This window comes from Bacillus sp. MYb78 (genome assembly GCF_002975115.1).
Taxonomy (GTDB): domain Bacteria; phylum Bacillota; class Bacilli; order Bacillales; family Bacillaceae_G; genus Bacillus_A; species Bacillus_A cereus.
Genome location: NZ_PCOB01000014.1, coordinates 84091 through 104403 on the forward strand (window position 1 = coordinate 84091; position 20313 = coordinate 104403).

The following is a 20313-nucleotide window of genomic DNA, read 5'->3' on the forward strand; positions in this document are numbered from 1 at the left end:
ACCAAATGACAAAAAATTTGCAGTTATCAGCCGAAGAGATGCGTCAGTTAGGATATCAAGCGGTTGACTTGATTGTTGATCATATGAATCATTTAAAAAGTAAACCAGTTTCAGAAACGATTGATAGTAATATTTTTAGAGACAAGCTAATTGAAAAGATTCCGGAAAACGGATCTAATCCAAAAGAATTACTTCATTTTCTTAATAACAATGTGTTTAATCAAATTACTCATGTGGATCATCCTCATTTTATGGCTTTTGTGCCAGGTCCTAATAATTATGTTGGTGTATTAGCAGATTTTTTAGCAAGTGGGTTTAATGTATTTCCTACAGCTTGGATAGTAGGTGCAGGTGCCGAACAAATTGAATTAACGACAATTAACTGGTTAAAATCAATGCTAGGATTCCCTGAATCAGCTGAAGGACTATTTGTCAGTGGCGGTTCCATGGCTAATTTGACTGCACTTACTGTAGCAAGACAGGTTAAGTTGAATAATGAAATCGAAAATGCGATTGTTTATTTTTCTAACCAAACTCATTTTTCTGTAGATCGAGCACTTAAAGTATTAGGTTTTAAACAGCATCAAATTTGCCGAATTGAGACAGATGAAGATTTAAAAATTTCAGTTAGTACTTTAAGAAAGCAAATAAAAGAAGATCGATTAAAAGGGAAAAAACCATTTTGTGTTATTGCGAATGCAGGGACAACGAATTGCGGAGCGGTGGACTCCCTCGATGAATTGGCTGATGTATGTGGTGATGAAGATATATGGCTACACGCGGATGGGGCTTATGGAGCTGCAGCAATTCTCAGCGAAAAAGGAAGAGAGTTGTTAAGAGGAATTCATCGTGTTGATTCTTTGACGTTAGATCCGCATAAATGGCTTTTTCAGCCTTATGATGTTGGTTGTGTACTCATTCGAAATAGTCAATATTTAAGTGAAACGTTTCGTATGATCCCAGAGTATATTAGGGATACGGAAACTAATATAGAAGAAAAAGTGAACTTTGGGGAGCGTGGAATTGAACTTTCTCGTAGATTTAGAGCATTAAAGGTATGGCTTTCTTTTAAAACATTCGGAGTTACAGCTTTTCGTGAGGCAATTGATCATGGCATTATGCTAGCTGAACAAGTTGAAGAATTTTTAAGGAAAGAAAAAGATTGGGAAGTAGTAACACCTGCCCAATTAGGAATTGTTACTTTTCGTTATATTCCATGTGAGCTAACATCTACAGATACAATTCATGAAATAAACAAAAAATTGGTGGAAGAAATTAATCAAAGAGGATTTGCTATGCTAAGTACGACTAAATTAAAAGAAAAAGTAGTAATTCGACTTTGCTCTATCAACCCAAGGACAACAAAAGAAGAAATACTTCAAATCATGATGAACATAAAAGCATTGGCAGAGGAAATAAATACATCGTCTAAACATCTTATATCTGTTTCTCAACCTTGATATATTAGGCGGATTTTACATATTAATAGCCGATTTCAAATGAGAATCGGCTATTATATTTAAATGATAATAACACTCACAAATGTATACTATTTATGAGTGTTTCTCTTGTAATGGGATTAAGCCTCAACCTTAGATACTCGTTTGAACCCAGTTTTTATTGCTTGTACTATTTCGTTCACAGCATAAATAGATACATCGGCATTTGGGTTTAACCCTTCAAACCAGTGATAGGCATTTGGATATAAATGAAACTCGACATCAACACCAGCTTGCGCTAGTTTGCTTATATAGGTTAATGTTTCGCTTCGGAATGGATCTAATTGACCTACAAATGTGTAAGTATACGGTAAGTCACTATAATCCTCAGCTCGAGAAGGCGCTGCATATGCAGGGATTTGATCCATTCCATACATTTCTCCTAAATACATTTTCCAGCCAGCTTCATTTGCCTTTTGGTTCCAAACAAATCCTTCTTTAATTTCATTCGCTGAAGGTGTATTATTTCGGTCATCAATCATTGGATATAGTGGCATTTGTAAACAAATTGAAGGATATTTTCGATCTCGTGCTAATAATGATAATGCTGCTGTTAGTCCACCGCCAGCGCTTACTCCTGCAACTCCAATTCGATTCGAATCAATGTTTAATGACTTTGCATTATCAGCAATCCATTTTAAAGCTGAATAACAATCCTCAATTGGTGCTGGGTAAGGGTGTTCAGGTGCTAAGCGGTAGTCTACAGACACGACCACACAGCTAGCTTCTTTTGCAAACCTCATACAAGTATCATCGTTATCATCTATAGACCCTAAGATATAACCTCCACCATGTATCCATAATAAGACAGGTAAAGATTCATGATTTGATTTTGGACGATAAATTCGTAATGGTAACGGATTATCATCAGGCCCAACAATGACTTTATCTATTAAAGAAAGGGAGTCATCAACAACGGTAGGTGGTCTCATTTGAGCTATTCCTTCTCTGATTGATTGCAAATTTTCTGGGCGTAAATCGAGATCCGGAAACATCTCTAACCCTTGTAATAATTCTGGATTTACTCTAGTTTTCATTTTAGCACCTCTATTTGTAATTGTTTTCAAATAAATGAAGTGTATTCGAAGTAGTTTAATTGTGAAAGAACACCACAATTAAATTGTAAATTGGATATGTTATAACGGTCAACAGAATATTCGGAAATTAAAACCTTTCTCAAGAAGGAGTTTCATGCAATTAATAATACAAGTAGCGGATTTAAGAGCAAAGTGTTTTAATGTCGTTGTAATTATGTACATTAGAAAAATTTCTTTTCTAGACTCATGAAGAATTATAAAAAGCAAAATTTTATAGATAGTTATTTTAAAAATAAACAAAAAGAGAAGAACTAACCAATGTTCTTCTCTCTTTTTCATATGTAATTAGGGTATCCATAAATGTAAATACGGATGGTATAGATTAATGGATGAATAATTTATTTTTAAATTAATAACGTAATAAATAAAGATTTTTGTATGTAATATTGCATATACAGGGACCACTGGTGAAAATGCTGACCAATGTTTTTCCACATGGTAAATTAGTTCCTTAGTTATTTATTTTATTTCATTTTCAATCGTGTAAGGCTTAGGGCTAAGATTTACAAAGGTGACTAGTAAAAAATATAACAATATAAGTATAAGATTTTGTACTTAGTAATCTCACAATTTAAGACCTGTCATTGGACAAGTGCAGGGAGTTCAATCGATTTTGAATAAAATTGATTGTATCAGTTGCAATTTTTTTACGTTTAAGAACTATCCCGGCATGCCCACATGTATAAATATATCGTGTAGGCCTTTCCCAAGATTCCCACAAGTAGTCTGTATCCTCAGAATGCACATATAGATCGTGCTTACCTGAAATCAATAAAATATTTTCTTTTTTTACTTTTGGTAATGCTTGACTCGGTTCAGTGATTTTCCAATAATCTATTAAATCATCATACGTTACACCATGATGTTCCAAGTCTTCTCTAATAAATTTACCTGGAGTTGTATTCCAAATTGAATAAGAAAGTCGATTTGCATAGAAAATGGATGCTAACACATCAATTTCTTCTTCAACAAGAGAGGTTAAGTTAGTAATAAATCCACCTAAACTAATTCCTATTAGAATCAGGGGACCATTTTTATTTGCTTTAATCCATTTAATCAAAGCTCGTAAATCAGCTACAGCTTGTCTAGTTGCTTGTACTGTTCGTTCAATATTTGCACTTACCATATACTCTCCACTGAAAAAGGATTGATCGGGTTTTCTTTCAAAATGATAGGGTAGAGTGAAATAATACATATTCCACTTCAGGCTGGTCATATGATCGTGGAATATTTTTTTCACACGTTCGTTAGAATCCATTCTCCAACCGTGAACAAAGATAACATGAGGTGCATTTTCATTTTTATGTAAGAATAATTCCCCAGTTACAGAGTCGTTGCGTGAATCACCGGATTGAACCGAACTTTTATATTTGAATTGCCCAACCATGTATTCCTTTTCCTGTTTTGAATGCTTAATGTCAAAATGAATATAGGATGGTTTTACGTTATAAAAAGATTCTATGTCCTTTATATTTAATGAAGTGTTAGATAGGGAAGTATACTGAAACGCTACACTTCTTTTTTTGTGTAAATCATATAAGGCGTACCGATCAATGAGTTTTGAAAAAATCAAATTAACCTCCTCCAAAATACATATTGTTTAAAACATGGACAAAATTTATGTTGTAAATTAATTATAAAATATTCTCTTTTCCTAATAGTAGGTGCTTGAATTATAAAAACAGGTGATAAATTTGCATATTATATTATAAAGCTTACAATAAATAATTTATACTAAAATTTAAGAAGCAAGTTAATATTCTTATCCATATAAAAGAATGTTAACTTGCTTCTTTTCTTATTAAAAGATGTAATTTCTATGAGGTACTTACAATTCTCAAATAAATATTCACAAATAGGTTCTCTATATTTATTGTATAGAAATTATACAATAAATATATTTTTTATATTATATACATTAAATTAAGCTTAACCTCTCTTTTCTATAAGTCTCTTAAATTGACTAACTCCTTACCGAAATTCAAAAACGACTGAGTTTTTGAATTTGTGTTCTAGCTTTTTTGGAACAGGTAAATAACTACACATAAACTCCTTGTATCTCTAGTTAAACTACCGATTAGCTCCATATAAACTCTAGATAACCTATATAGAATACAAGTTATCAAGGAGGTAAGAAAAAATGAATTTTATGAAACGAGCAATTCTCAGTATGAAAAAAAGGATAGGAACATCATTAATTTTGATGGCAGTTTTTCTGATTGTTACAAATTTGGTTCTTTCAGGTTTCACAATCCAAAATGCGTCAAAAAAAGCAGCGGATGCTGCGAGAAAAAAACTTGGTGCAGATGTTACTTTAGGTCTTGATTTCGACAAATTAGGTCAAAAAGCTAAGGGAACTGGAGAAATGCCAAATCCACCGCAGCTCGATACAAAAGAAACAGATCAATTAGCGAAATCCAAGTATGTAAAAGACTATAATTACATAGCTAACACTTTTGGTATTTCTGATGGACTTAAACTAGTAGGAGCTTCAGAAGAAGAAGGAAAAGGTAAAGCCGGAATGGCGGCTGTGCGAGGCGGTTCAAGCTCTGGTACAGAAATAGATATGAATGCTTCTTTTATGATTGAGGGAGTTCGCAAGACTGCATTACAAGAAAGCTTTAAAAACAGAAAAAGTAAAATCATTGATGGAAAGCCAATAACAGAGCAAATGAAGGACCAGAATGTAGCTTTAATGGAAAAACGATTAGCGGAATTAAACAATTTGAAAGTAGGAGACAAAGTTAACGTGCAATCAGGGGATAAGAAGGAAACCCTTGAGGTTGAAATTATTGGTATTTACGAAACAAATGAGCAAGCAATGGGTCAACAGGCTCCTCCTATTATGGATCCAGCTAATAAACTATATATGCCGTATTCAACTATGAAAAAATTAGAAGTAGACCAAGGTATAAGTAGTGTTCAAGTCGTGTATTTCTTGAATGACCCACAATATATTGATTCATTTAAAAAAGAAGCAAAAAAATCTAATATTGATTTTAATTATTATAAATTAGATGCGCATGATTCATTGTACAAGCAAATGATTGGTCCTATCGAAAATATCTCTTCGACTTCTCAAATGATTATTTATATTGTATCGATTGCAGGTGCGATCATTTTAGGATTAATCATTATGCTATCAATTAAAGGGCGTCGTAAAGAAATGGGAATTCTATTGTCTATTGGAGAGAAAAAGTGGAAACTGATGGCGCAATTCGTAGTAGAAGTAGTGTGTGTCGCTATTTTAGCATTTGGATTATCCATAACAACAGGAGCTAAAGTTTCTCAATATATCGGGGATAATTTACTTTCGAATGAAATTGCTACTGCAAGCGAAGAAACAGATACCTCGCAACATGGTACTGTAATGATGGCTGGACCCGGCGGTACTCTACAAAATCAAAAAGAAGATCCAATTGATAAAATTGATGTAAGTGTAACAGGAGAAGATGTAGGAAAAATGGGTGGAATTGGACTAGCTATTGCTATAATAGCAACGCTTCTTCCGGCATTATCTATTCTACGTTTAAACCCAAAACAAATTCTTTTAAAAGATGAATGAGGAGGCTCGATATGGAGACGATTTTACAGTTTAAAAATTTGGATTATTATTATGAAAGTAATGGGAAAAATGTAGCGATACTAGATAATGTTAACTTTTCTTTTCAAAAAGGACATTTCTACACGATTTTAGGACCATCTGGATCTGGTAAAACCACAACTCTGAGCTTAGGTTGTGGACTGGATGTCCCTAAAAATGGTTATGTACTGTATAATGGCAAAGATATTAGAAAAATTGGTTTGGATCGATACCGTAATCAAAATGTATCTGTAATTTTCCAATCTTATAACTTAATTACCTATATGACCGCTCTTCAAAACGTCTTAACAGCAATGGAAATTACAGGTGTTAAAGTGCAAAATAAAACAGCAAGAGCATTAGAATTATTAGAGAGGGTAGGACTCTCAGAAGCTGAAGCGAAACGAAACGTCCTGCAACTAAGTGGCGGGCAACAACAGCGTGTAGCAATTGCTCGAGCACTATCTTGTAATGTTGATTTACTGATTGCAGATGAGCCGACAGGAAACCTCGACGAGGAAACCGCAATGGATATAATAGAACTGTTTCAAGAACTTGCACATAAAGAGAATAAATGCATTATTGTTGTGACGCACTCACAGGAGGTTGCTAAAAAATCAGATCGTGCAGTGTATTTAAGTAAGAAGAAGTTAGTCATAAATGAAATCTAATATAAACATCGTAGCTGTTTAATTCACATATTTTTCAAAAACTAGACCTTTCAAAAGCTTATATTTGATTTATAATAAAATCAAGCCATAATCAAAATGGTCTCCCTGTACTGAATGTTAAAATAGTTTGTCGTTCCCGTTTTAATAATATTTGAAAAAGAACTTGTAGAATATCCTACAAGTTCTTTTTATTATAATTGGTTACCTATATCATGGGATAATTACACATAAAAAACGGGACATTACCTAGATGTATGATCTAAATGATGTCCCGTTTCCCTATGTATCGTATAGTTATTGCAGAACTAAACCTACAATCATAATTAAACTAAATACTATCATCCAACCAAACGCGCAATAGCCAAAAATTCTAATCCATTTAGGTAATTGATTCATGTTAATTTTATTTGTGGGAACTCCTTGCATAGAAAACATCATTTTTTGATCTCTATCTCTATCATTTTGTTGTTCATACATAATATCATCACCTTTCCAGAACTATTGTGTTTATAGTATATCAGCCTAAAGAAAATTATGTACAGAATAAGAGGGGATAACATATATATTATGTGGTGAATTTTATAAATAAAGACATTTAATTGCCATGGTTCTAAGCGCTAATCCGTTATAAATTCTGAAAAAGAGCCCTACATAAATAGGAATCTTTTTCTTCAAATATTAAGTTGCTGGATATACATCAGAACCAAGGTAACGTTCTTTTATAATTTGAAGATGATGAAGCTCATGACCAGCAATGATGTATGCTAATGCACGAACTGTAACTTCAGAATTATTCGCATTTCCTCTTTGTGACCAAGCTTCTTTATCTAAGCTTCTAAGTAAATACAGGGTAGATTGGCGAACAACTATTAAATTCTCAAGAAGATCTCGCATAGATTGCTTATCAAAAGCAGCTCTAAGAACATACATATCATCATTATAGCCTGGAAGTTCTGCTGTCTCGCCTCGAGCGATTGATAACAATCGATACGCCATAATCCGTTCTGTATCTGCTATATGACCGATTACTTCTTTTATACTCCATTTAGTAGGAGCATACCGGAAAAGTCCCTCACTATTAGAAATTCCCTGTAACAAAAGATTCGTTTCCTTCATTTGTTGTTCTAGAATATGTATGATATTTCCGTCTGATACCAAGTTGGTATACGTTGCATAATAGGAGTTATATTCACTTACCTTTGGTCTTATTTGCATACGAATCATCCTTTATGTTTTATGTTTAATCTTTACATATAGCTTATCATAAAAGAATTCCAAATTAATCTGAAAGTTTGAAATTGAAATCAAAAATTATGCTTACTTCCGTAGGTGAGCTATAAATATTGTTTCACATATATAGGAAGGTTCAAGTCGAATGTTCTGCATCCGCTAAATGAAGGGACTACTTCATCATCAAAATAATAAAACTTGTTTATGACAAAAAGATAAGTTTTTTAAATATTATTATGTTTTATTAGATCTATTCCAGTTCATTCTAGTAACTATATATTCAATACGAAACACAAATGAAACAAGTAGAATGAACTTAATAAAGACAAGAAACTATCCCGTTAGGGCTTTCTGAGGCTGCATCAATTTTTTAGCGTGGAAAACACACCTAGATTTCATCGTAGCAAACTAGAAGAAGGGGATTAAAGTTCATCCGTTTTTCTCTCTTGAAAACTAGGATTCAACCCTTTGGAGAGTGAAACACAACCATATTTTATAGCATAAAAAAGCAAGAGGGATGAAGCATTACCATATTAAAACATCAAAATCGGATAGTGTCATAAATGTATTTACTACATTCAAAATGTGAACACTTATTATTCTTTAGCGTGGTCTCAATTTATTGAAAAAGCTATTCTTTCCTATTATTGTATAGAAAGAATAGCCTGTTTTGTCCGTTATATTTTTTTATGTTAGTTCAATTGCTATATGCAGCATGACGTAAAAATCCTTGAAATCCCAAATTAAGAAATACTTCTATATTGAACTGGTGATGATAAGTTAATTAAAGTTGATGGATAGCCGAACTCCATAGAATCATCGATAAATTCTTCTAACTGATGCACGGATTCAGTGATTATTTTCACCAAATAACTATATTGTCCAGCTAATCTGTGGCACTCAAAAACCATGGGATTTTCTTTGCAAAAATCCCTGAATTGCTTACATTTTTTTGATTCAAACAATACAAAAGCCGTTACATTCTTATTCAACTTTTCTGGGTTTATAACTGCCCTATAGGCGGTAATTATACTTTTATCTTCTAACTTTTTAACTCTTTCTTTTACAGCAGGTGTCGATAAGTTAACCATTTTTCCGAGCTCAGTCATAGATACCCGTCCATCTTCTTGCAGTATATATATAATTTTTTGGTCAATGTGATCCATTCTCAATAACTCCTTTTTATTTAATGTAAAATACGTATAATAAATTAAATTTTTAAGTTTACCAGATGAAATAACTCATAATTTGTATTTAAACAAAATTATTTAAAATTTATAATTTTAAGTATATCATGAAAATAATGTTATTGGAGGAATTGAAATGGGACTTGAGATGAGAAAACATTGCGAGAAATGCAATAAGAAGATTGAGGCGCAATCATTAGCCTTTATTTGTACACATGAATGTACATTTTGTGAGGAGTGTACAAAATTAATGAACAATGTATGTCCTAATTGCCAAGGAGAACTTGTTAAAAGACCTAGAGCCCTGTCGAATAGTGTCTGTCCTATTAGTTTATAACAATATTACTTATTAAGTTTATAGTGAAATAGTTTCTAAAAATACTAGATGGCGACATTATGATTATAAAAATGAGAAAAGCTATGGATAACATAAATATGTTACATAAAGGAGTTTTTATATTGAAACATGCCTTGCGTATTATTGATGTACAACAAGAATTAAATGTAGATAATTTTTCTGTTGTTCGAACTAGCCACGAGGATTTGTTTCAACCCATTCATAATAATTACAGATAAATCTATACCAAGGGTACAACTCTTACTGAATAATTATCGGAAAGGATTGTACTTTTTATTTAATATACAATAAATCGATGACTTTAATATCATTGGGTTTGAAACTGAAAAATTACTTTCTCAGATACACAAAATCAATGGATTGTGAAATAGATTTTCACGAAATGTTTGATAATCAAATTGCAATTGTAGAGGATGCTTTAATACACCGAAATACAAAAGAAGAGCAAATTCAGGCTGCGAAGAGTGCCTATGATGATTGTATATTAAAGAATCGTAAACAAGAATATCGTTTCATTTAAAACGAAAAGCCAGCCTATTAGTTCCTGATAAGTCTATAGTTACTACAAAAACAAACAAACTCGTCCTACTAAGAGGGGAGGTTGTTTGTTTTTGGTCTAGATAATGGAATCCTTATGCAAAATTGCACACTATGTTCCATATTTTTTATTGAATACTTTATATCTAGCGTTTCAAGAATTTGTTTAACAATATATAGCCCCAAACCACTTCCTCCAGTATTTCGATTCCTTGATTTTTCAATACGATAAAATGGTTTGAAAATTTGTTGTATATCTTCATCTTTAATATTGATACCTGTATTTGTAATTTGTATTTCGATTTGATCTTGTTTAGAATTCTCGCTTAACTTTATATAGACTTTTTCATTATGTGGTGAATACATAACCGCATTGTGAATAATATTTTTACATGCTTTTTCTAAAAGAGCACAATCTGTATAAATAGAAAGATCAGAATCAATTTCTTTTATTATTTCGATGCTTTTTTGAGAAGCAAAAAATTCGAGATCTTTTGTGATTGTACCTATTAACTTTGAAGGATTAACTTCCTCTACTTTTAGTTTGAAGGTGTGTTGTTCTAATTTCGATACGCTTAAAATTTCACGAACTAATTGTTCCATACTTTCAATAATTTGATGATTTTTCTTTAAATATTGATCGCGATTTTGATAAGGGCCAATATTGTAAATCATCCCTTCTAAGTAGCCTTTCATTACAGTAAGAGGGGACTTTAATTCATGTGCTACAATCGCAAAAAACTCTCTGCGTTTTGTTTCTATTTCTCTTTCTTTTTCAATATCATTTTTTAATTGTTCATTTGCTTTTTTTAAATCAAACATAGCTTGTTGTAAGTTAATAGACATGTCATTCAAACTATTAGACAATTCTCCTAACTCATCTGTAGAGCGAACCTCAATTTTTTCGGAGAAATCTAAATTTGCCATCTTTTGTGCACCTTCATTAATATAAATAAGTGGCTTTGTAATAAACCTGGAATAAAAATAAGCACTCCCTATACCAATTACGAGTACAATGATACTAATATAGGGGAGAAAGCGTACTAAAACCTGTGAAGCTTCATCAATCGGTTGAAATGTAGCAAAGACTATAAGCGTTAAACTACCATCTTGGAATTGAATTGGTTTCGTAACGTTATATGAATTGCTAAGGGTACTTGCATTCTCGAATCGTGTTGCTTTAGTAACTACTGTTTTTTGCGTACCACTTTGAATAAAAGAAAACGAAGGAGAGTAAATAATTACCCCTTCTTTATTTTGAAGGTAAAGCATCGCATTATTTTTTTTTGCGTATTCATCAAAAAGTGGTATCGCATCTTGAAACGTAAGATTTTTAGACTTATCAATGATTTCGTTTATCCCTATTTGAAGTTGATCTGTTTTATATTGCTCATAAAATGTAGGGAGAAAGAAGTATAAAGTTAAATAAATCAATACTGCAAAGGATAACAAAATGAGAGATGTAGTCATAAAGAGTTTATAAGTGATTTGCTTCATCTTCATAAGTTTCACAATACTATTCATCAATTTTATAACCAATACCCTTTATTGTTTTAATATAAGGGATAGCTAATTTTTTACGTAGATTTTTAATATGTGTATCAATTATTCGTGTTTCTCCAAAATAATCGTAGCCCCAAACCTTCTCTACGATATTTTCTCTTGTAAGTACTTTTCTCTCATTTTGAAATAGTAGTTGTAGAATTTCAAACTCTTTTGTCGTTAATATAATTTCAACGTCATTTACATACACTCTATATGCATCCACATCGATACGAACTTCTTTAAATATCAAATGATTATTTACATTTTTATCATAACTTCTTCTAAGTACAGCTTCGACTCGTCTAATCAAAACATGAAATGAAAAGGGTTTTGTTATATAATCATCGATCCCAAGATCGAATCCTTTCATTTGATCTTCCTCTTCTTCCAACGCAGTTAGCATAATAATTGGTACGTTTGACTGACTTCGAATCATTTTAGAAACTTCAAACCCATTAAGATTGGGCATCATAACATCTAGAAGAATTAAATCAAATGATTGCTTATTAAATTGTGTCATACCCTCTAGTCCATCTGAAGCGACTACCACTGTATAATGCTGTGTCATTAAAAATTGTTTAATTAATTCCTGAATTTCTTGATCGTCCTCAACCACGAGGATATGATAGTTTTTCATAATATCACCTCTGGTAGTCATTATAGCCGTACAATCTGGAGTTTATGTGGAGATACAGTAGTAAACTTCATAGGATGTTTACTATCAAAAAGTATTATTAGCTATATTACTTTTATATGGAGAAATAATTGCTTAAAAAAACTTATCGTATGAATTGATGTACGATTAATATTTACGAAAATATACTTTTGCTTCTTTACCAAAAGAGGAAAAGGAATTTCAATATAGAAGAAGCTACCGTAATACTAGAGTGTGTGCCAAGAACTTTGGATTTCTTTCATCTAGTTTCTATTTAATCGTTAATCACTACATAACAATGTTCTTGCTAAACCAAAAGTTTAAAGGTACAAACTTGGAGAGATTTTTATAATGCTAGAAAGGTTGTGAAATGATTTGATGGGTTATAAAGCGATGCTGTTTGATTTAGATGATACATTACTTGATAGGGATAAAGCAGTAGAGGCATTATTTTTAATTGTTTTAGAAAAGTGTTATGAAAATGTAGATGGTGCGGCTAAAAGCAACATGTTACAGAAATTCAAAGAATACGATAAAAGAGAATATGGCATAAGTAATAAAACGACAGTTTTAGAATCATTGCTTGATGAATTCACGCCGAAGTATAGATTGCCACGCAATTACATCCAAGATTTTTGGAATAATAATTTCCCTAGATGTTTTTCAATAGACCAAAATACTATTCATTTCTTAAATCAAATAAAGAAGCACTTTAAAGTTGGAATTATAACAAATGGCTCAACTCAGAGGCAAAAAGCTAAAATATTTAACACGAATTTAAATAGGTATTTTGAAACAATCATTATTTCTGAAGAAGTAGGATTTAGTAAACCTGATAAACGTATATTCGAACTAGCATTAAATAAGCTAAATTTACAGCCGGAAAATACTTTATTTGTTGGTGATGACTTAGAAAAGGATATTGCTGGTCCTCAAAATGTAAATATAAAAGGTGTGTGGTTTAACCCTCAGAAGATCAAGAATACTACCAAAATACAACCGTATGCCGAGATTAACACTTTGGATAGTTTGTTAAGTTATGTTACTCCACAATATTTTTATAACAAGTAAAAGTAATCTCATATATATTCGAAAATATAAAAAAGAGAAACTATCATTAATTTCATTGACCGTATTAGTAATAAAAAATAGAGGCGATTTTAATAGCTGTGGCTAATTTAATCTATGATTAATACAAAGTTTTGTAAAACAATTTTACTTATACTGTGTAAATTATAAAGGGGTGGGACTATGGAAATAAAGAAAATAGTAATCGATGGAATCAATATTGCGGTCATTAGAAATGATAAGGTATTAATATCGGATGTTCAGTCTGCATTAGATACTATGGCAACAGTTCAATATGAGGTAGATGCGAAACATATTATTATTCATAAATCTTTAATAAGTGAAGATTTCTTTGACCTAAAAACACGGCTTGCGGGTGATATCCTTCAAAAGTTTATAAACTACAAGGTAAAGATTGCTATTGTTGGAGATTTCTCTATGTATACTAGTAAAAGCTTAAAGGATTTTATTTATGAATGTAATAAAGGGAATGACATTTTTTACTTAGCAACTGAACAACAAGCAATTGAAAAACTAAGTACATTAAAGTAATAATTATATCCTGCTAAATTCCCCCATTTCACTTAGTTCATAATTATATACGATATAGAAGAACTGATGTTTGTGGTAAACTAAGAGATGAATAAAGGGGGAGTTTTTTTGAACAATTTTAATAATATAATCCAAAATTCAAATAATATAGTTTACAAACCTAACAACTTAATGATTACGAATCTAAAAGAAGAAAAGCAAAACGCAGAATATGCCGGATGTTTATTCCACTTAAATAACAAAACCATTCGTTTTAGAAAATCAAAAGTTACTCCTAATAAAATTGGGCAATTTGTTTCTTTTTGGGAGAAAGATGAAAATATGCGAAATAGAGCTTTCTCTTATGAAGCTGCTCCTGATTTATTAGTAATCACGTGTATTGCTGATAATAAACTAGGGCAATTTATTTTCCCTAAAGAGATTCTTCTTAAAGAAAAAATATTGAGAACACCAAGTCAAACAGGGAAAATGGCAATGAGAATTTATCCTGTTTGGGATACCACTGTTAGCAATCAAGCTAAAAAGAGCCAAACGTGGCAACTTCAATATTTTGTTGATTTAAGTGATATTAATAATTTGCCTATAGATAAACTATTAAATTTATATTCGTAGCTTTTGATTTGCCCCAAAAAGAAGTAATTACAGAAAAGACATTTGTAATGACGCCTTCTATTAATTTACCTCGTGAATCGTAATTTTTGTACCGGTACAGTTAAATGAAATGTACATTGTTACAGTGCCCCTTAAAATTTACAATCAGCATATATTATTTTAACTTATAAATTTTTAAGGGGTGCTAAATATGACAAGTTTACAAGATCAGCTTTTCACAAGATTAAATCTTAAAAAACGTAATGATGTAACGATTGAAGAATTACCTACCATACTCTTTTCGTTTGCGCATACTATACCATTTGAGAATTTAGATGTTATAGCACGAAATACGAATCAAATCTCTCCGGAAAACTTGCGAGAGAAAATTTTAACTAGTTCCCGTGGTGGACTTTGCTACGAATTAAACACTCTTTTTTACTATTTTTTAAGAGACTGTGGCTATGATGTACAACTGGCATTAGGTACGGTTTATAAAAACGATATAAATGCATGGGCACTTGAGGATGGCCATATAACAATTATTTTAACTTATGATAATGTACAGTATTTAATTGATGTAGGTATAGCTTCGTTAGTACCTCTTGTTCCTGTACCTTTTACTGGTAAGTCTGTTTCTTCAAAAAATGGTTCGTACCGGGTGAGACAAAAAGCTACGAGTAAAGGAAATTATGTTTTAGAAAGAATAGATACTGATGGAGAATGGAAAGTTTGTCATGCTTTTTATAAACATAATATTGATGAGATAGTAGTAAATGATGTTCAAAGAAGAGTGATAGAAGATGAGAAGTCTATTTTTAATAAAGGACCAATTGCAGTAAAGTTGACGAACTCTGGCCATATTTCATTAACGAATACAAGTTTAACCGAAATTATTCATGGGGAAAAAACTAAGCGTGAAATTACAGAAGATCAATATAAAGAGTTTTTATATACTTTATTTGCTATTAAGTTATGAATAATAAAGATAGCCGGTTCTTATTCAGAAGCGGCTATCTTTATTATTTTTGGTGTAAATGGTTTTCTTCTAATATGTTTCGGAAACTACGGTATAGTTAATGTTTTTAATGTTTCCTCAGCTTCTTCATATGTATGAAAAATTGGTTCTTTTCCATCATCCCCTTGTAAAACTAGCCCTTCATCTCGGATTACATATGGCATAAAACCACCCCATCTAGTAAAGAATTATGTTCTTTTGCAGCAGAATAATACGATTTAAAGTTTGATTTTCTTAATACATATAATACACTAGAACAGTACGAAAAAGTATGTACAATGAACTTTGAATGTAAAGGAAGATTATTATGTCAGTTATTGATAAATTGAAACTTAATAAGTATACAAATATGGTCGTTATTAACGAACCAAGCGATTATGACATTTTTACAGGTAAAGAAACTGCATTCTCAAAAGAACACGATGCTATCTTTATATTTGTAGAAACGCTTGATGAAATGGTGAAACAAACGAATTTTATTATTAGTAATGAAGAATTACTAATTGAAAAAGGTTACGTATTCTTCGCATATCCGAAAAAAGGTAATGCTCGTTATAGTACGTTTATTCACCGTGATGAGATGTTTCCGGCATTAAACGTTGGAGAAGATGGTTATGTGGGAGAAAGCGATATTAAATTTGCACGAATGGTAAGTATGGATGAAGTCTTTACTGTTGTAGGTTTAAAACGTGAAAAGAAAAAAACAACGAAAACATCTGCTATGAGTCAATGTGTTGCCGATTATGCAGATCGAATTAAAGATGTTGAAGCATTATTAACAAATCACCCGAATGAACTTAAGTTTTATCAAAGTTTAACGCCTGGATATCAGAAAGATTGGGCACGTAATCTTTTTTCTGTAAAACAAGAAAAAACACGTGAAAAACGTCTAGAGAAAATGATAGAGATCCTTTCACAAGGCTATAAAACAATTGAATTATTCCGTAAGAAGAAAAAATAATGATTAAGAAAGTCACAATGCTGCAACAATTAATTGTGATGAGTGCATTGAAAAAAGCATTCCTTCCATTATACTAAGGAATGTTCTTATATTTATATAATTAGCAAAAGAGAAAAGGTGTTTGAAATGAAATCGTATATTGTAGTTGGATCTGGAATTTTAGGAGCGTCTACTGCTTATCATCTTGCTAAGGCAGGTGCGAATGTTACTATCGTGGATCGCCAACAATTAGGGCAAGCAACTGATGCAGGAGCAGGTATTGTATGTCCATGGCTATCACAGCGTCGTAATAAAGCATGGTATAAAATCGTTAAAGGCGGTGCACGTTACTATTCTTCGTTAATTCAGCAATTAGAAGAAGACGGTGAAACTGACACAGGATATAATCGTGTAGGTGCAATTAGTTTACATACTGACGAGAAAAAGTTAGATCAAATGGAAGAGCGAGCTTATAAACGACGTGAAGATGCCCCAGAGATTGGTGAAATAACTCGCTTATCAGCTGAAGAAACAAAAAAATTATTCCCAGCATTATCAGACGAATATAGTTCTGTTCATATTAGTGGTGCTGCACGAGTGAATGGAAGATTATTACGCAATGCATTAATAAGTGCTGCGAAAAAACATGGTGCAACTTTTATAAAAGGCGATGCCATATTAGTCCGTGAAGGAAATCATATTACTGGAGTTACAGTAAACGATGAAACAATTTTAGCAGAAAAGGTTATTGTAACTGCAGGCGCATGGGCGAATGAAATCTTGAACCCATTAGGAATTAATTTCTTAGTTACATTCCAAAAAGGACAAATTGTTCATCTGCAAATTGAAAATACAGCAACAGAAAATATGCCAGTTGTTATGCCACCGAACGATCAATATATTTTAACGTTTGACAATGGTCATGTCGTAATTGGTGCAACACATGAGAATGATACTGGTTTCGATCATCGTGTAACAGCAGGTGGTTTACATGAAGTATTCCATAAGGCATTAGCAGTTGCACCTGGCTTAGAAAATGCTACAATGCTTGAAACGAGAGTTGGATTCAGACCATTCACACCAGGATTCTTACCTGTTATCGGGCCACTACCTAACTTTGAAGGAATTCTCGTTGCGAATGGATTAGGGGCTTCGGGTTTAACAGCTGGTCCATACTTAGGAGCGGAACTTGCTAAACTAGCGCTCGGACAACCGATTGAATTAGATTTAAATGATTATGACGTTGCTGGCGCAATTGAATAATATGGAGTACTGCTAACATTTATGAAAAACCATGCTAAACAAATTCGACAGAGAATAAGTAGTTTTTCCTCTGTTAAGAGTAAGCATGTTTATGAAAAATAAAATTATTTAAAAATAGAGGGCCGACATTATAAACCTGCATTAATAATGTAGAATTGTGATGTCGGCTCTTTATTCATATTGCTTTAAAACTTATTTTCGAGAGGAGGTTAAGTAATGAGAGCGCCATATCAAGTATTGATATTTCCTTATATAAAAACTGCCGATTCTATTCAATATGCCATTTTTAACCGAAGTGATTATGGTTATTGGCAAGGAATAGCTGGTGGCGGAGAAGACGGTGAGATTCCTATTGAATCAGCAAAACGGGAAGCATTTGAAGAGGCTGGTATTACAAGAGAATGTCCATATATACAATTAGATTCGGTGTCTTCACTATCAGTAGAAGATGTAGTTGGAGGATTCCTTTGGGGAGAAGAGGTTTATGTAATAAAAGAATTTTCTTTTGGAGTTAAAGTCCCTACAAAAAACATATCATTATCTAAAGAACACTTCAATTATAAATGGTTATGCTTTGAGGAAGCAGTAACGTTTTTGAAATGGGATAGCAACAAAACAGCATTGTGGGAATTAAACAAAAGACTATTAAAACAATAAAAGTTTTAGCTAACAAAGATAGTATTGGAACAAGAATGGAACCATTAACAAACCTTTGCTACACTTCTAAACAATGTTTTAGATTATAAAATAGAGTAATATAGATTTTGTATAGGTAATTTACTAAGAGAACTTGTACTAAGAAAAGCCCTATACAATTGACTCTGAAAAAATGAAAATAGTTAGAAATATTTTTATATCGTACGGTTTTTGGCTATGAATAACGGAATAGATATTAAGTATTCAACAGTTTAAATAAAACGAGTTAGCTTTTTATTTTAAGAAGAAAGATGACTCGTTTTATGCTAAAATTCGCTTAGTGTATATTTTCGTTAAAATGTGGGTGGGCCCCCTTTTAGCAAAACCGGAGTGGGAATGATGAGTATAAATAGTTTTGTGGGATTGATAAAGGACGAATTATTAAAAGAGGTAAGTATAAGAAGTGAGGATGAATTCGAGCCTGTAGTAGTTAAAGATATTCCTAGACTTTGGAAGTGTTTAGGAACAGGTAATTATGCCGCAGTATTCATGCACAAAGAATACAAAGATTGGGTAGTGAAAGTTTACGTGCGAGAAGGAGAAGGAATTGAAAAAGAGTCAGAAGTATACCGAAGAATTGGAGATCATCCTTCTTATTCAAAGCTTATATATAAAGGAGAAAATTTCATAGTATTGAAACGTTTAAAAGAAATTACCTTATACGATGCTATTCATAAGGGAATTAAAATTCCTAAGCAAGTAATACTTGATATTAATGAGGCTTTAGAGTATGCGAGGGAACAAGGGTTAACTCCTTGTGATGTTCACGGGAAAAATGTGATGATGGAAAAAGGAAGGGGATATGTAGTCGATGTATCTGATTTCTTAAAAACAAAAGAAGATAGTAAGTGGAGAGACCTAGAAAAGGCATATTTCACCTTTTATTTTCCTTTCATTTATAAATTGCCTTTCCCCGTTAAAATACCGTATTTTATGTTAAACATTGTTAGACGTTCGTACAGAAAATATAAGAAGCTTAAAAAGAACTTCAAATTATAAAAGGATCACATATGTTCCTGAAAACGATTTGAATTCACATAAATAACTTTAGAAAAATTTAAAATTTTGTTTAGGGTCTACTTCAAGACCTTAGCTTGCTGGGCATATGGTGCTACCTCAAAATATAAAAAGATTAGGAGTGAATCCTAATCTTTTTATTTATACATATTTTTGTTATGAATATCACTATTAATTCCAAAACGGGATATTTTGAATAAATGAAACCGTCAAAATAAGTGTTGATACGGAACCAGCAGTTACTAAAGTTACTATTTTTCGTCCATTCTGTTCTTTTGAAGGTTTTATAAGTTCTGTAATTAACACAATCCATATTATGATAGAGATTATTGAAATAATATTTATAGACATATGTAACACATCCCTTCTTGTTTTCACATAAATATTTCTTCTTTTATAAAATAAAAGCAATTTAACAAGAAAATATGTAACGCATTACAAATCAATATTTTCCTGTTAAACCACCTTTTTTAAATAGAAATACGACTGATAAAACGATAACAACAGCCTTCAAACTTCCCCAATATGGATAAATAGCATGATCTGTTAGACTAGCATATTGAAAAATATTCTCTAAACCGAAAATTCCTATCATGACTGCTAAAATGAATGAAGCTGATCCATACGTCCCGTTATGATAGGGGGTAAATAAATAGACTGCGAAAATTAGTGGTAAGATGATTTGTAGTACGATTATCATAGTTCGTCCCCCATATTATTTATAATTATATTATATACAAAATTGTAATAAAAAGGAATACGACTTATTTGATACTAACAGAACTACTCTAATCATATTCTTCTAT

Annotated in this window: 22 protein-coding genes and 1 pseudogene; 13 read left to right on the forward strand and 10 right to left on the reverse strand. The window is 31.9% G+C overall.

The annotated features are described in order from the left end of the window. The first annotated feature begins 5 nt into the window (after nt 1-5). Complete coding sequence (locus CQ064_RS22735) at nt 6-1460, forward strand: pyridoxal phosphate-dependent decarboxylase family protein (protein ID WP_000164806.1); 1455 nt, start codon at nt 6-8, stop codon at nt 1458-1460. 119 nt (nt 1461-1579) lie between these two features. On the opposite strand, the gene CQ064_RS22740 is transcribed toward CQ064_RS22735, so the two are convergent. Further along, a complete protein-coding gene (locus CQ064_RS22740) occupies nt 1580-2536 on the reverse strand; it encodes an alpha/beta hydrolase (protein WP_000857931.1) in 957 nt (318 codons plus the stop codon). A gap of 631 nt (nt 2537-3167) precedes the next feature. After that, nucleotides 3168-4169: an alpha/beta hydrolase gene (locus tag CQ064_RS22745; RefSeq protein WP_000577721.1), complete on the reverse strand. Its 1002-nt coding sequence runs from the start codon at nt 4167-4169 to the stop codon at nt 3168-3170. A gap of 567 nt (nt 4170-4736) precedes the next feature. Between CQ064_RS22745 and CQ064_RS22750 the strand changes: the two genes are divergently transcribed. Then, nucleotides 4737-6161: an ABC transporter permease gene (locus CQ064_RS22750; protein WP_001010225.1), complete on the forward strand. Its 1425-nt coding sequence runs from the start codon at nt 4737-4739 to the stop codon at nt 6159-6161. A gap of 11 nt (nt 6162-6172) precedes the next feature. Next, the gene (locus CQ064_RS22755) at nt 6173-6850 is read left to right on the forward strand and encodes an ABC transporter ATP-binding protein (protein WP_000447851.1); all 678 of its coding nucleotides are present in this window, start codon (nt 6173-6175) and stop codon (nt 6848-6850) included. 294 nt (nt 6851-7144) lie between these two features. Here CQ064_RS22755 and CQ064_RS22760 read toward each other — a convergent pair whose 3' ends face one another. The 3 genes from CQ064_RS22760 to CQ064_RS22770 form a co-directional block, all read right to left on the reverse strand. Further along, the gene (locus tag CQ064_RS22760; protein WP_000273220.1) at nt 7145-7327 is read right to left on the reverse strand and encodes a hypothetical protein; all 183 of its coding nucleotides are present in this window, start codon (nt 7325-7327) and stop codon (nt 7145-7147) included. A 201-nt stretch (nt 7328-7528) separates the two neighbouring features. Further along, nucleotides 7529-8065 (reverse strand): DinB family protein, encoded by a 537-nt coding sequence (locus tag CQ064_RS22765; protein WP_001167128.1) that lies wholly within the window; start codon nt 8063-8065, stop codon nt 7529-7531. 758 nt (nt 8066-8823) lie between these two features. Further along, nucleotides 8824-9246 (reverse strand): Lrp/AsnC family transcriptional regulator, encoded by a 423-nt coding sequence (locus CQ064_RS22770; protein WP_000349584.1) that lies wholly within the window; start codon nt 9244-9246, stop codon nt 8824-8826. Between the two features lie 157 nt (nt 9247-9403). Between CQ064_RS22770 and CQ064_RS22775 the strand changes: the two genes are divergently transcribed. After that, a complete protein-coding gene (locus CQ064_RS22775) occupies nt 9404-9604 on the forward strand; it encodes a DUF1272 domain-containing protein (protein ID WP_000522150.1) in 201 nt (66 codons plus the stop codon). 403 nt (nt 9605-10007) lie between these two features. Further along, complete coding sequence (locus CQ064_RS33720) at nt 10008-10145, forward strand: hypothetical protein (RefSeq protein ID WP_003274441.1); 138 nt, start codon at nt 10008-10010, stop codon at nt 10143-10145. Between the two features lie 68 nt (nt 10146-10213). Here CQ064_RS33720 and CQ064_RS22785 read toward each other — a convergent pair whose 3' ends face one another. Both CQ064_RS22785 and CQ064_RS22790 read right to left on the reverse strand, forming a co-directional pair. Beyond that, nucleotides 10214-11686 carry a sensor histidine kinase gene (locus CQ064_RS22785; RefSeq protein WP_001084882.1) on the reverse strand — a complete coding sequence of 491 codons (1473 nt, stop codon included), beginning with the start codon at nt 11684-11686 and terminating at the stop codon, nt 10214-10216. Next, nucleotides 11679-12344: a response regulator transcription factor gene (locus CQ064_RS22790; protein ID WP_000800727.1), complete on the reverse strand. Its 666-nt coding sequence runs from the start codon at nt 12342-12344 to the stop codon at nt 11679-11681. The genes CQ064_RS22785 and CQ064_RS22790 overlap by 8 nt, the downstream gene beginning before the upstream one ends. 396 nt (nt 12345-12740) lie before the next feature. Between CQ064_RS22790 and CQ064_RS22795 the strand changes: the two genes are divergently transcribed. The 4 genes from CQ064_RS22795 (at nt 12741) to CQ064_RS22815 (ending at nt 15552) form a co-directional block, all read left to right on the forward strand. Beyond that, nucleotides 12741-13433, forward strand: a complete 693-nt coding sequence (locus tag CQ064_RS22795) for an HAD family hydrolase (RefSeq protein WP_000540718.1) — start codon at nt 12741-12743, stop codon at nt 13431-13433. Nucleotides 13434-13613: 180 nt separating this feature from the next. Further along, nucleotides 13614-13982 carry a DUF4180 domain-containing protein gene (locus tag CQ064_RS22805; protein WP_000403388.1) on the forward strand — a complete coding sequence of 123 codons (369 nt, stop codon included), beginning with the start codon at nt 13614-13616 and terminating at the stop codon, nt 13980-13982. Nucleotides 13983-14069: 87 nt separating this feature from the next. After that, entirely contained in the window at nt 14070-14594 is a 525-nt protein-coding gene (locus CQ064_RS22810; protein ID WP_080546060.1) for a MepB family protein, read from the forward strand. Between the two features lie 190 nt (nt 14595-14784). Beyond that, complete coding sequence (locus CQ064_RS22815) at nt 14785-15552, forward strand: arylamine N-acetyltransferase family protein (protein WP_000202752.1); 768 nt, start codon at nt 14785-14787, stop codon at nt 15550-15552. Between the two features lie 20 nt (nt 15553-15572). Here CQ064_RS22815 and CQ064_RS34125 read toward each other — a convergent pair. After that, nucleotides 15573-15755: pseudogene (locus CQ064_RS34125) on the reverse strand (hypothetical protein). Between the two features lie 143 nt (nt 15756-15898). Here CQ064_RS34125 and CQ064_RS22820 point away from each other — a divergent pair. The 4 genes from CQ064_RS22820 (at nt 15899) to CQ064_RS22835 (ending at nt 19489) form a co-directional block, all read left to right on the forward strand. After that, nucleotides 15899-16552, forward strand: coding sequence for a YdeI/OmpD-associated family protein (locus tag CQ064_RS22820; protein ID WP_000110846.1), 654 nt, complete (start codon nt 15899-15901; stop codon nt 16550-16552). A 126-nt stretch (nt 16553-16678) separates the two neighbouring features. Beyond that, nucleotides 16679-17794: an NAD(P)/FAD-dependent oxidoreductase gene (locus CQ064_RS22825; protein WP_000844382.1), complete on the forward strand. Its 1116-nt coding sequence runs from the start codon at nt 16679-16681 to the stop codon at nt 17792-17794. 216 nt (nt 17795-18010) lie between these two features. Further along, a complete protein-coding gene (locus tag CQ064_RS22830) occupies nt 18011-18451 on the forward strand; it encodes an NUDIX hydrolase (RefSeq protein ID WP_001202588.1) in 441 nt (146 codons plus the stop codon). Between the two features lie 378 nt (nt 18452-18829). After that, complete coding sequence (locus CQ064_RS22835; protein ID WP_000026522.1) at nt 18830-19489, forward strand: protein kinase family protein; 660 nt, start codon at nt 18830-18832, stop codon at nt 19487-19489. A gap of 189 nt (nt 19490-19678) precedes the next feature. On the opposite strand, the gene CQ064_RS22840 is transcribed toward CQ064_RS22835, so the two are convergent. Further along, entirely contained in the window at nt 19679-19858 is a 180-nt protein-coding gene (locus tag CQ064_RS22840) for a hypothetical protein (RefSeq protein WP_000026312.1), read from the reverse strand. A gap of 91 nt (nt 19859-19949) precedes the next feature. Then, complete coding sequence (locus tag CQ064_RS22845) at nt 19950-20207, reverse strand: hypothetical protein (RefSeq protein WP_000587707.1); 258 nt, start codon at nt 20205-20207, stop codon at nt 19950-19952. Nucleotides 20208-20313: the final 106 nt, after the last annotated feature.

Bases quoted from the DNA above. Each gene is read 5' to 3' on its own strand.
- CQ064_RS22735 (WP_000164806.1), top strand. From the start codon at position 6: ATGACAAAAAATTTGCAGTTATCAGCCGAAGAGATGCGTCAGTTAGGA.
- CQ064_RS22740 (WP_000857931.1), bottom strand. From the start codon at position 2,536: ATGAAAACTAGAGTAAATCCAGAATTATTACAAGGGTTAGAGATGTTT.
- CQ064_RS22750 (WP_001010225.1), top strand. From the start codon at position 4,737: ATGAATTTTATGAAACGAGCAATTCTCAGTATGAAAAAAAGGATAGGA.
- CQ064_RS22755 (WP_000447851.1), top strand. From the start codon at position 6,173: ATGGAGACGATTTTACAGTTTAAAAATTTGGATTATTATTATGAAAGT.
- CQ064_RS22760 (WP_000273220.1), bottom strand. From the start codon at position 7,327: ATGTATGAACAACAAAATGATAGAGATAGAGATCAAAAAATGATGTTT.
- CQ064_RS22765 (WP_001167128.1), bottom strand. From the start codon at position 8,065: ATGCAAATAAGACCAAAGGTAAGTGAATATAACTCCTATTATGCAACG.
- CQ064_RS22770 (WP_000349584.1), bottom strand. From the start codon at position 9,246: ATGGATCACATTGACCAAAAAATTATATATATACTGCAAGAAGATGGA.
- CQ064_RS22775 (WP_000522150.1), top strand. From the start codon at position 9,404: ATGGGACTTGAGATGAGAAAACATTGCGAGAAATGCAATAAGAAGATT.
- CQ064_RS33720 (WP_003274441.1), top strand. From the start codon at position 10,008: ATGTTTGATAATCAAATTGCAATTGTAGAGGATGCTTTAATACACCGA.
- CQ064_RS22785 (WP_001084882.1), bottom strand. From the start codon at position 11,686: ATGAATAGTATTGTGAAACTTATGAAGATGAAGCAAATCACTTATAAA.
- CQ064_RS22790 (WP_000800727.1), bottom strand. From the start codon at position 12,344: ATGAAAAACTATCATATCCTCGTGGTTGAGGACGATCAAGAAATTCAG.
- CQ064_RS22795 (WP_000540718.1), top strand. From the start codon at position 12,741: ATGGGTTATAAAGCGATGCTGTTTGATTTAGATGATACATTACTTGAT.
- CQ064_RS22805 (WP_000403388.1), top strand. From the start codon at position 13,614: ATGGAAATAAAGAAAATAGTAATCGATGGAATCAATATTGCGGTCATT.
- CQ064_RS22810 (WP_080546060.1), top strand. From the start codon at position 14,070: ATGAATAAAGGGGGAGTTTTTTTGAACAATTTTAATAATATAATCCAA.
- CQ064_RS22815 (WP_000202752.1), top strand. From the start codon at position 14,785: ATGACAAGTTTACAAGATCAGCTTTTCACAAGATTAAATCTTAAAAAA.
- CQ064_RS22820 (WP_000110846.1), top strand. From the start codon at position 15,899: ATGTCAGTTATTGATAAATTGAAACTTAATAAGTATACAAATATGGTC.
- CQ064_RS22825 (WP_000844382.1), top strand. From the start codon at position 16,679: ATGAAATCGTATATTGTAGTTGGATCTGGAATTTTAGGAGCGTCTACT.
- CQ064_RS22830 (WP_001202588.1), top strand. From the start codon at position 18,011: ATGAGAGCGCCATATCAAGTATTGATATTTCCTTATATAAAAACTGCC.
- CQ064_RS22835 (WP_000026522.1), top strand. From the start codon at position 18,830: ATGAGTATAAATAGTTTTGTGGGATTGATAAAGGACGAATTATTAAAA.
- CQ064_RS22840 (WP_000026312.1), bottom strand. From the start codon at position 19,858: ATGTCTATAAATATTATTTCAATAATCTCTATCATAATATGGATTGTG.
- CQ064_RS22845 (WP_000587707.1), bottom strand. From the start codon at position 20,207: ATGATAATCGTACTACAAATCATCTTACCACTAATTTTCGCAGTCTAT.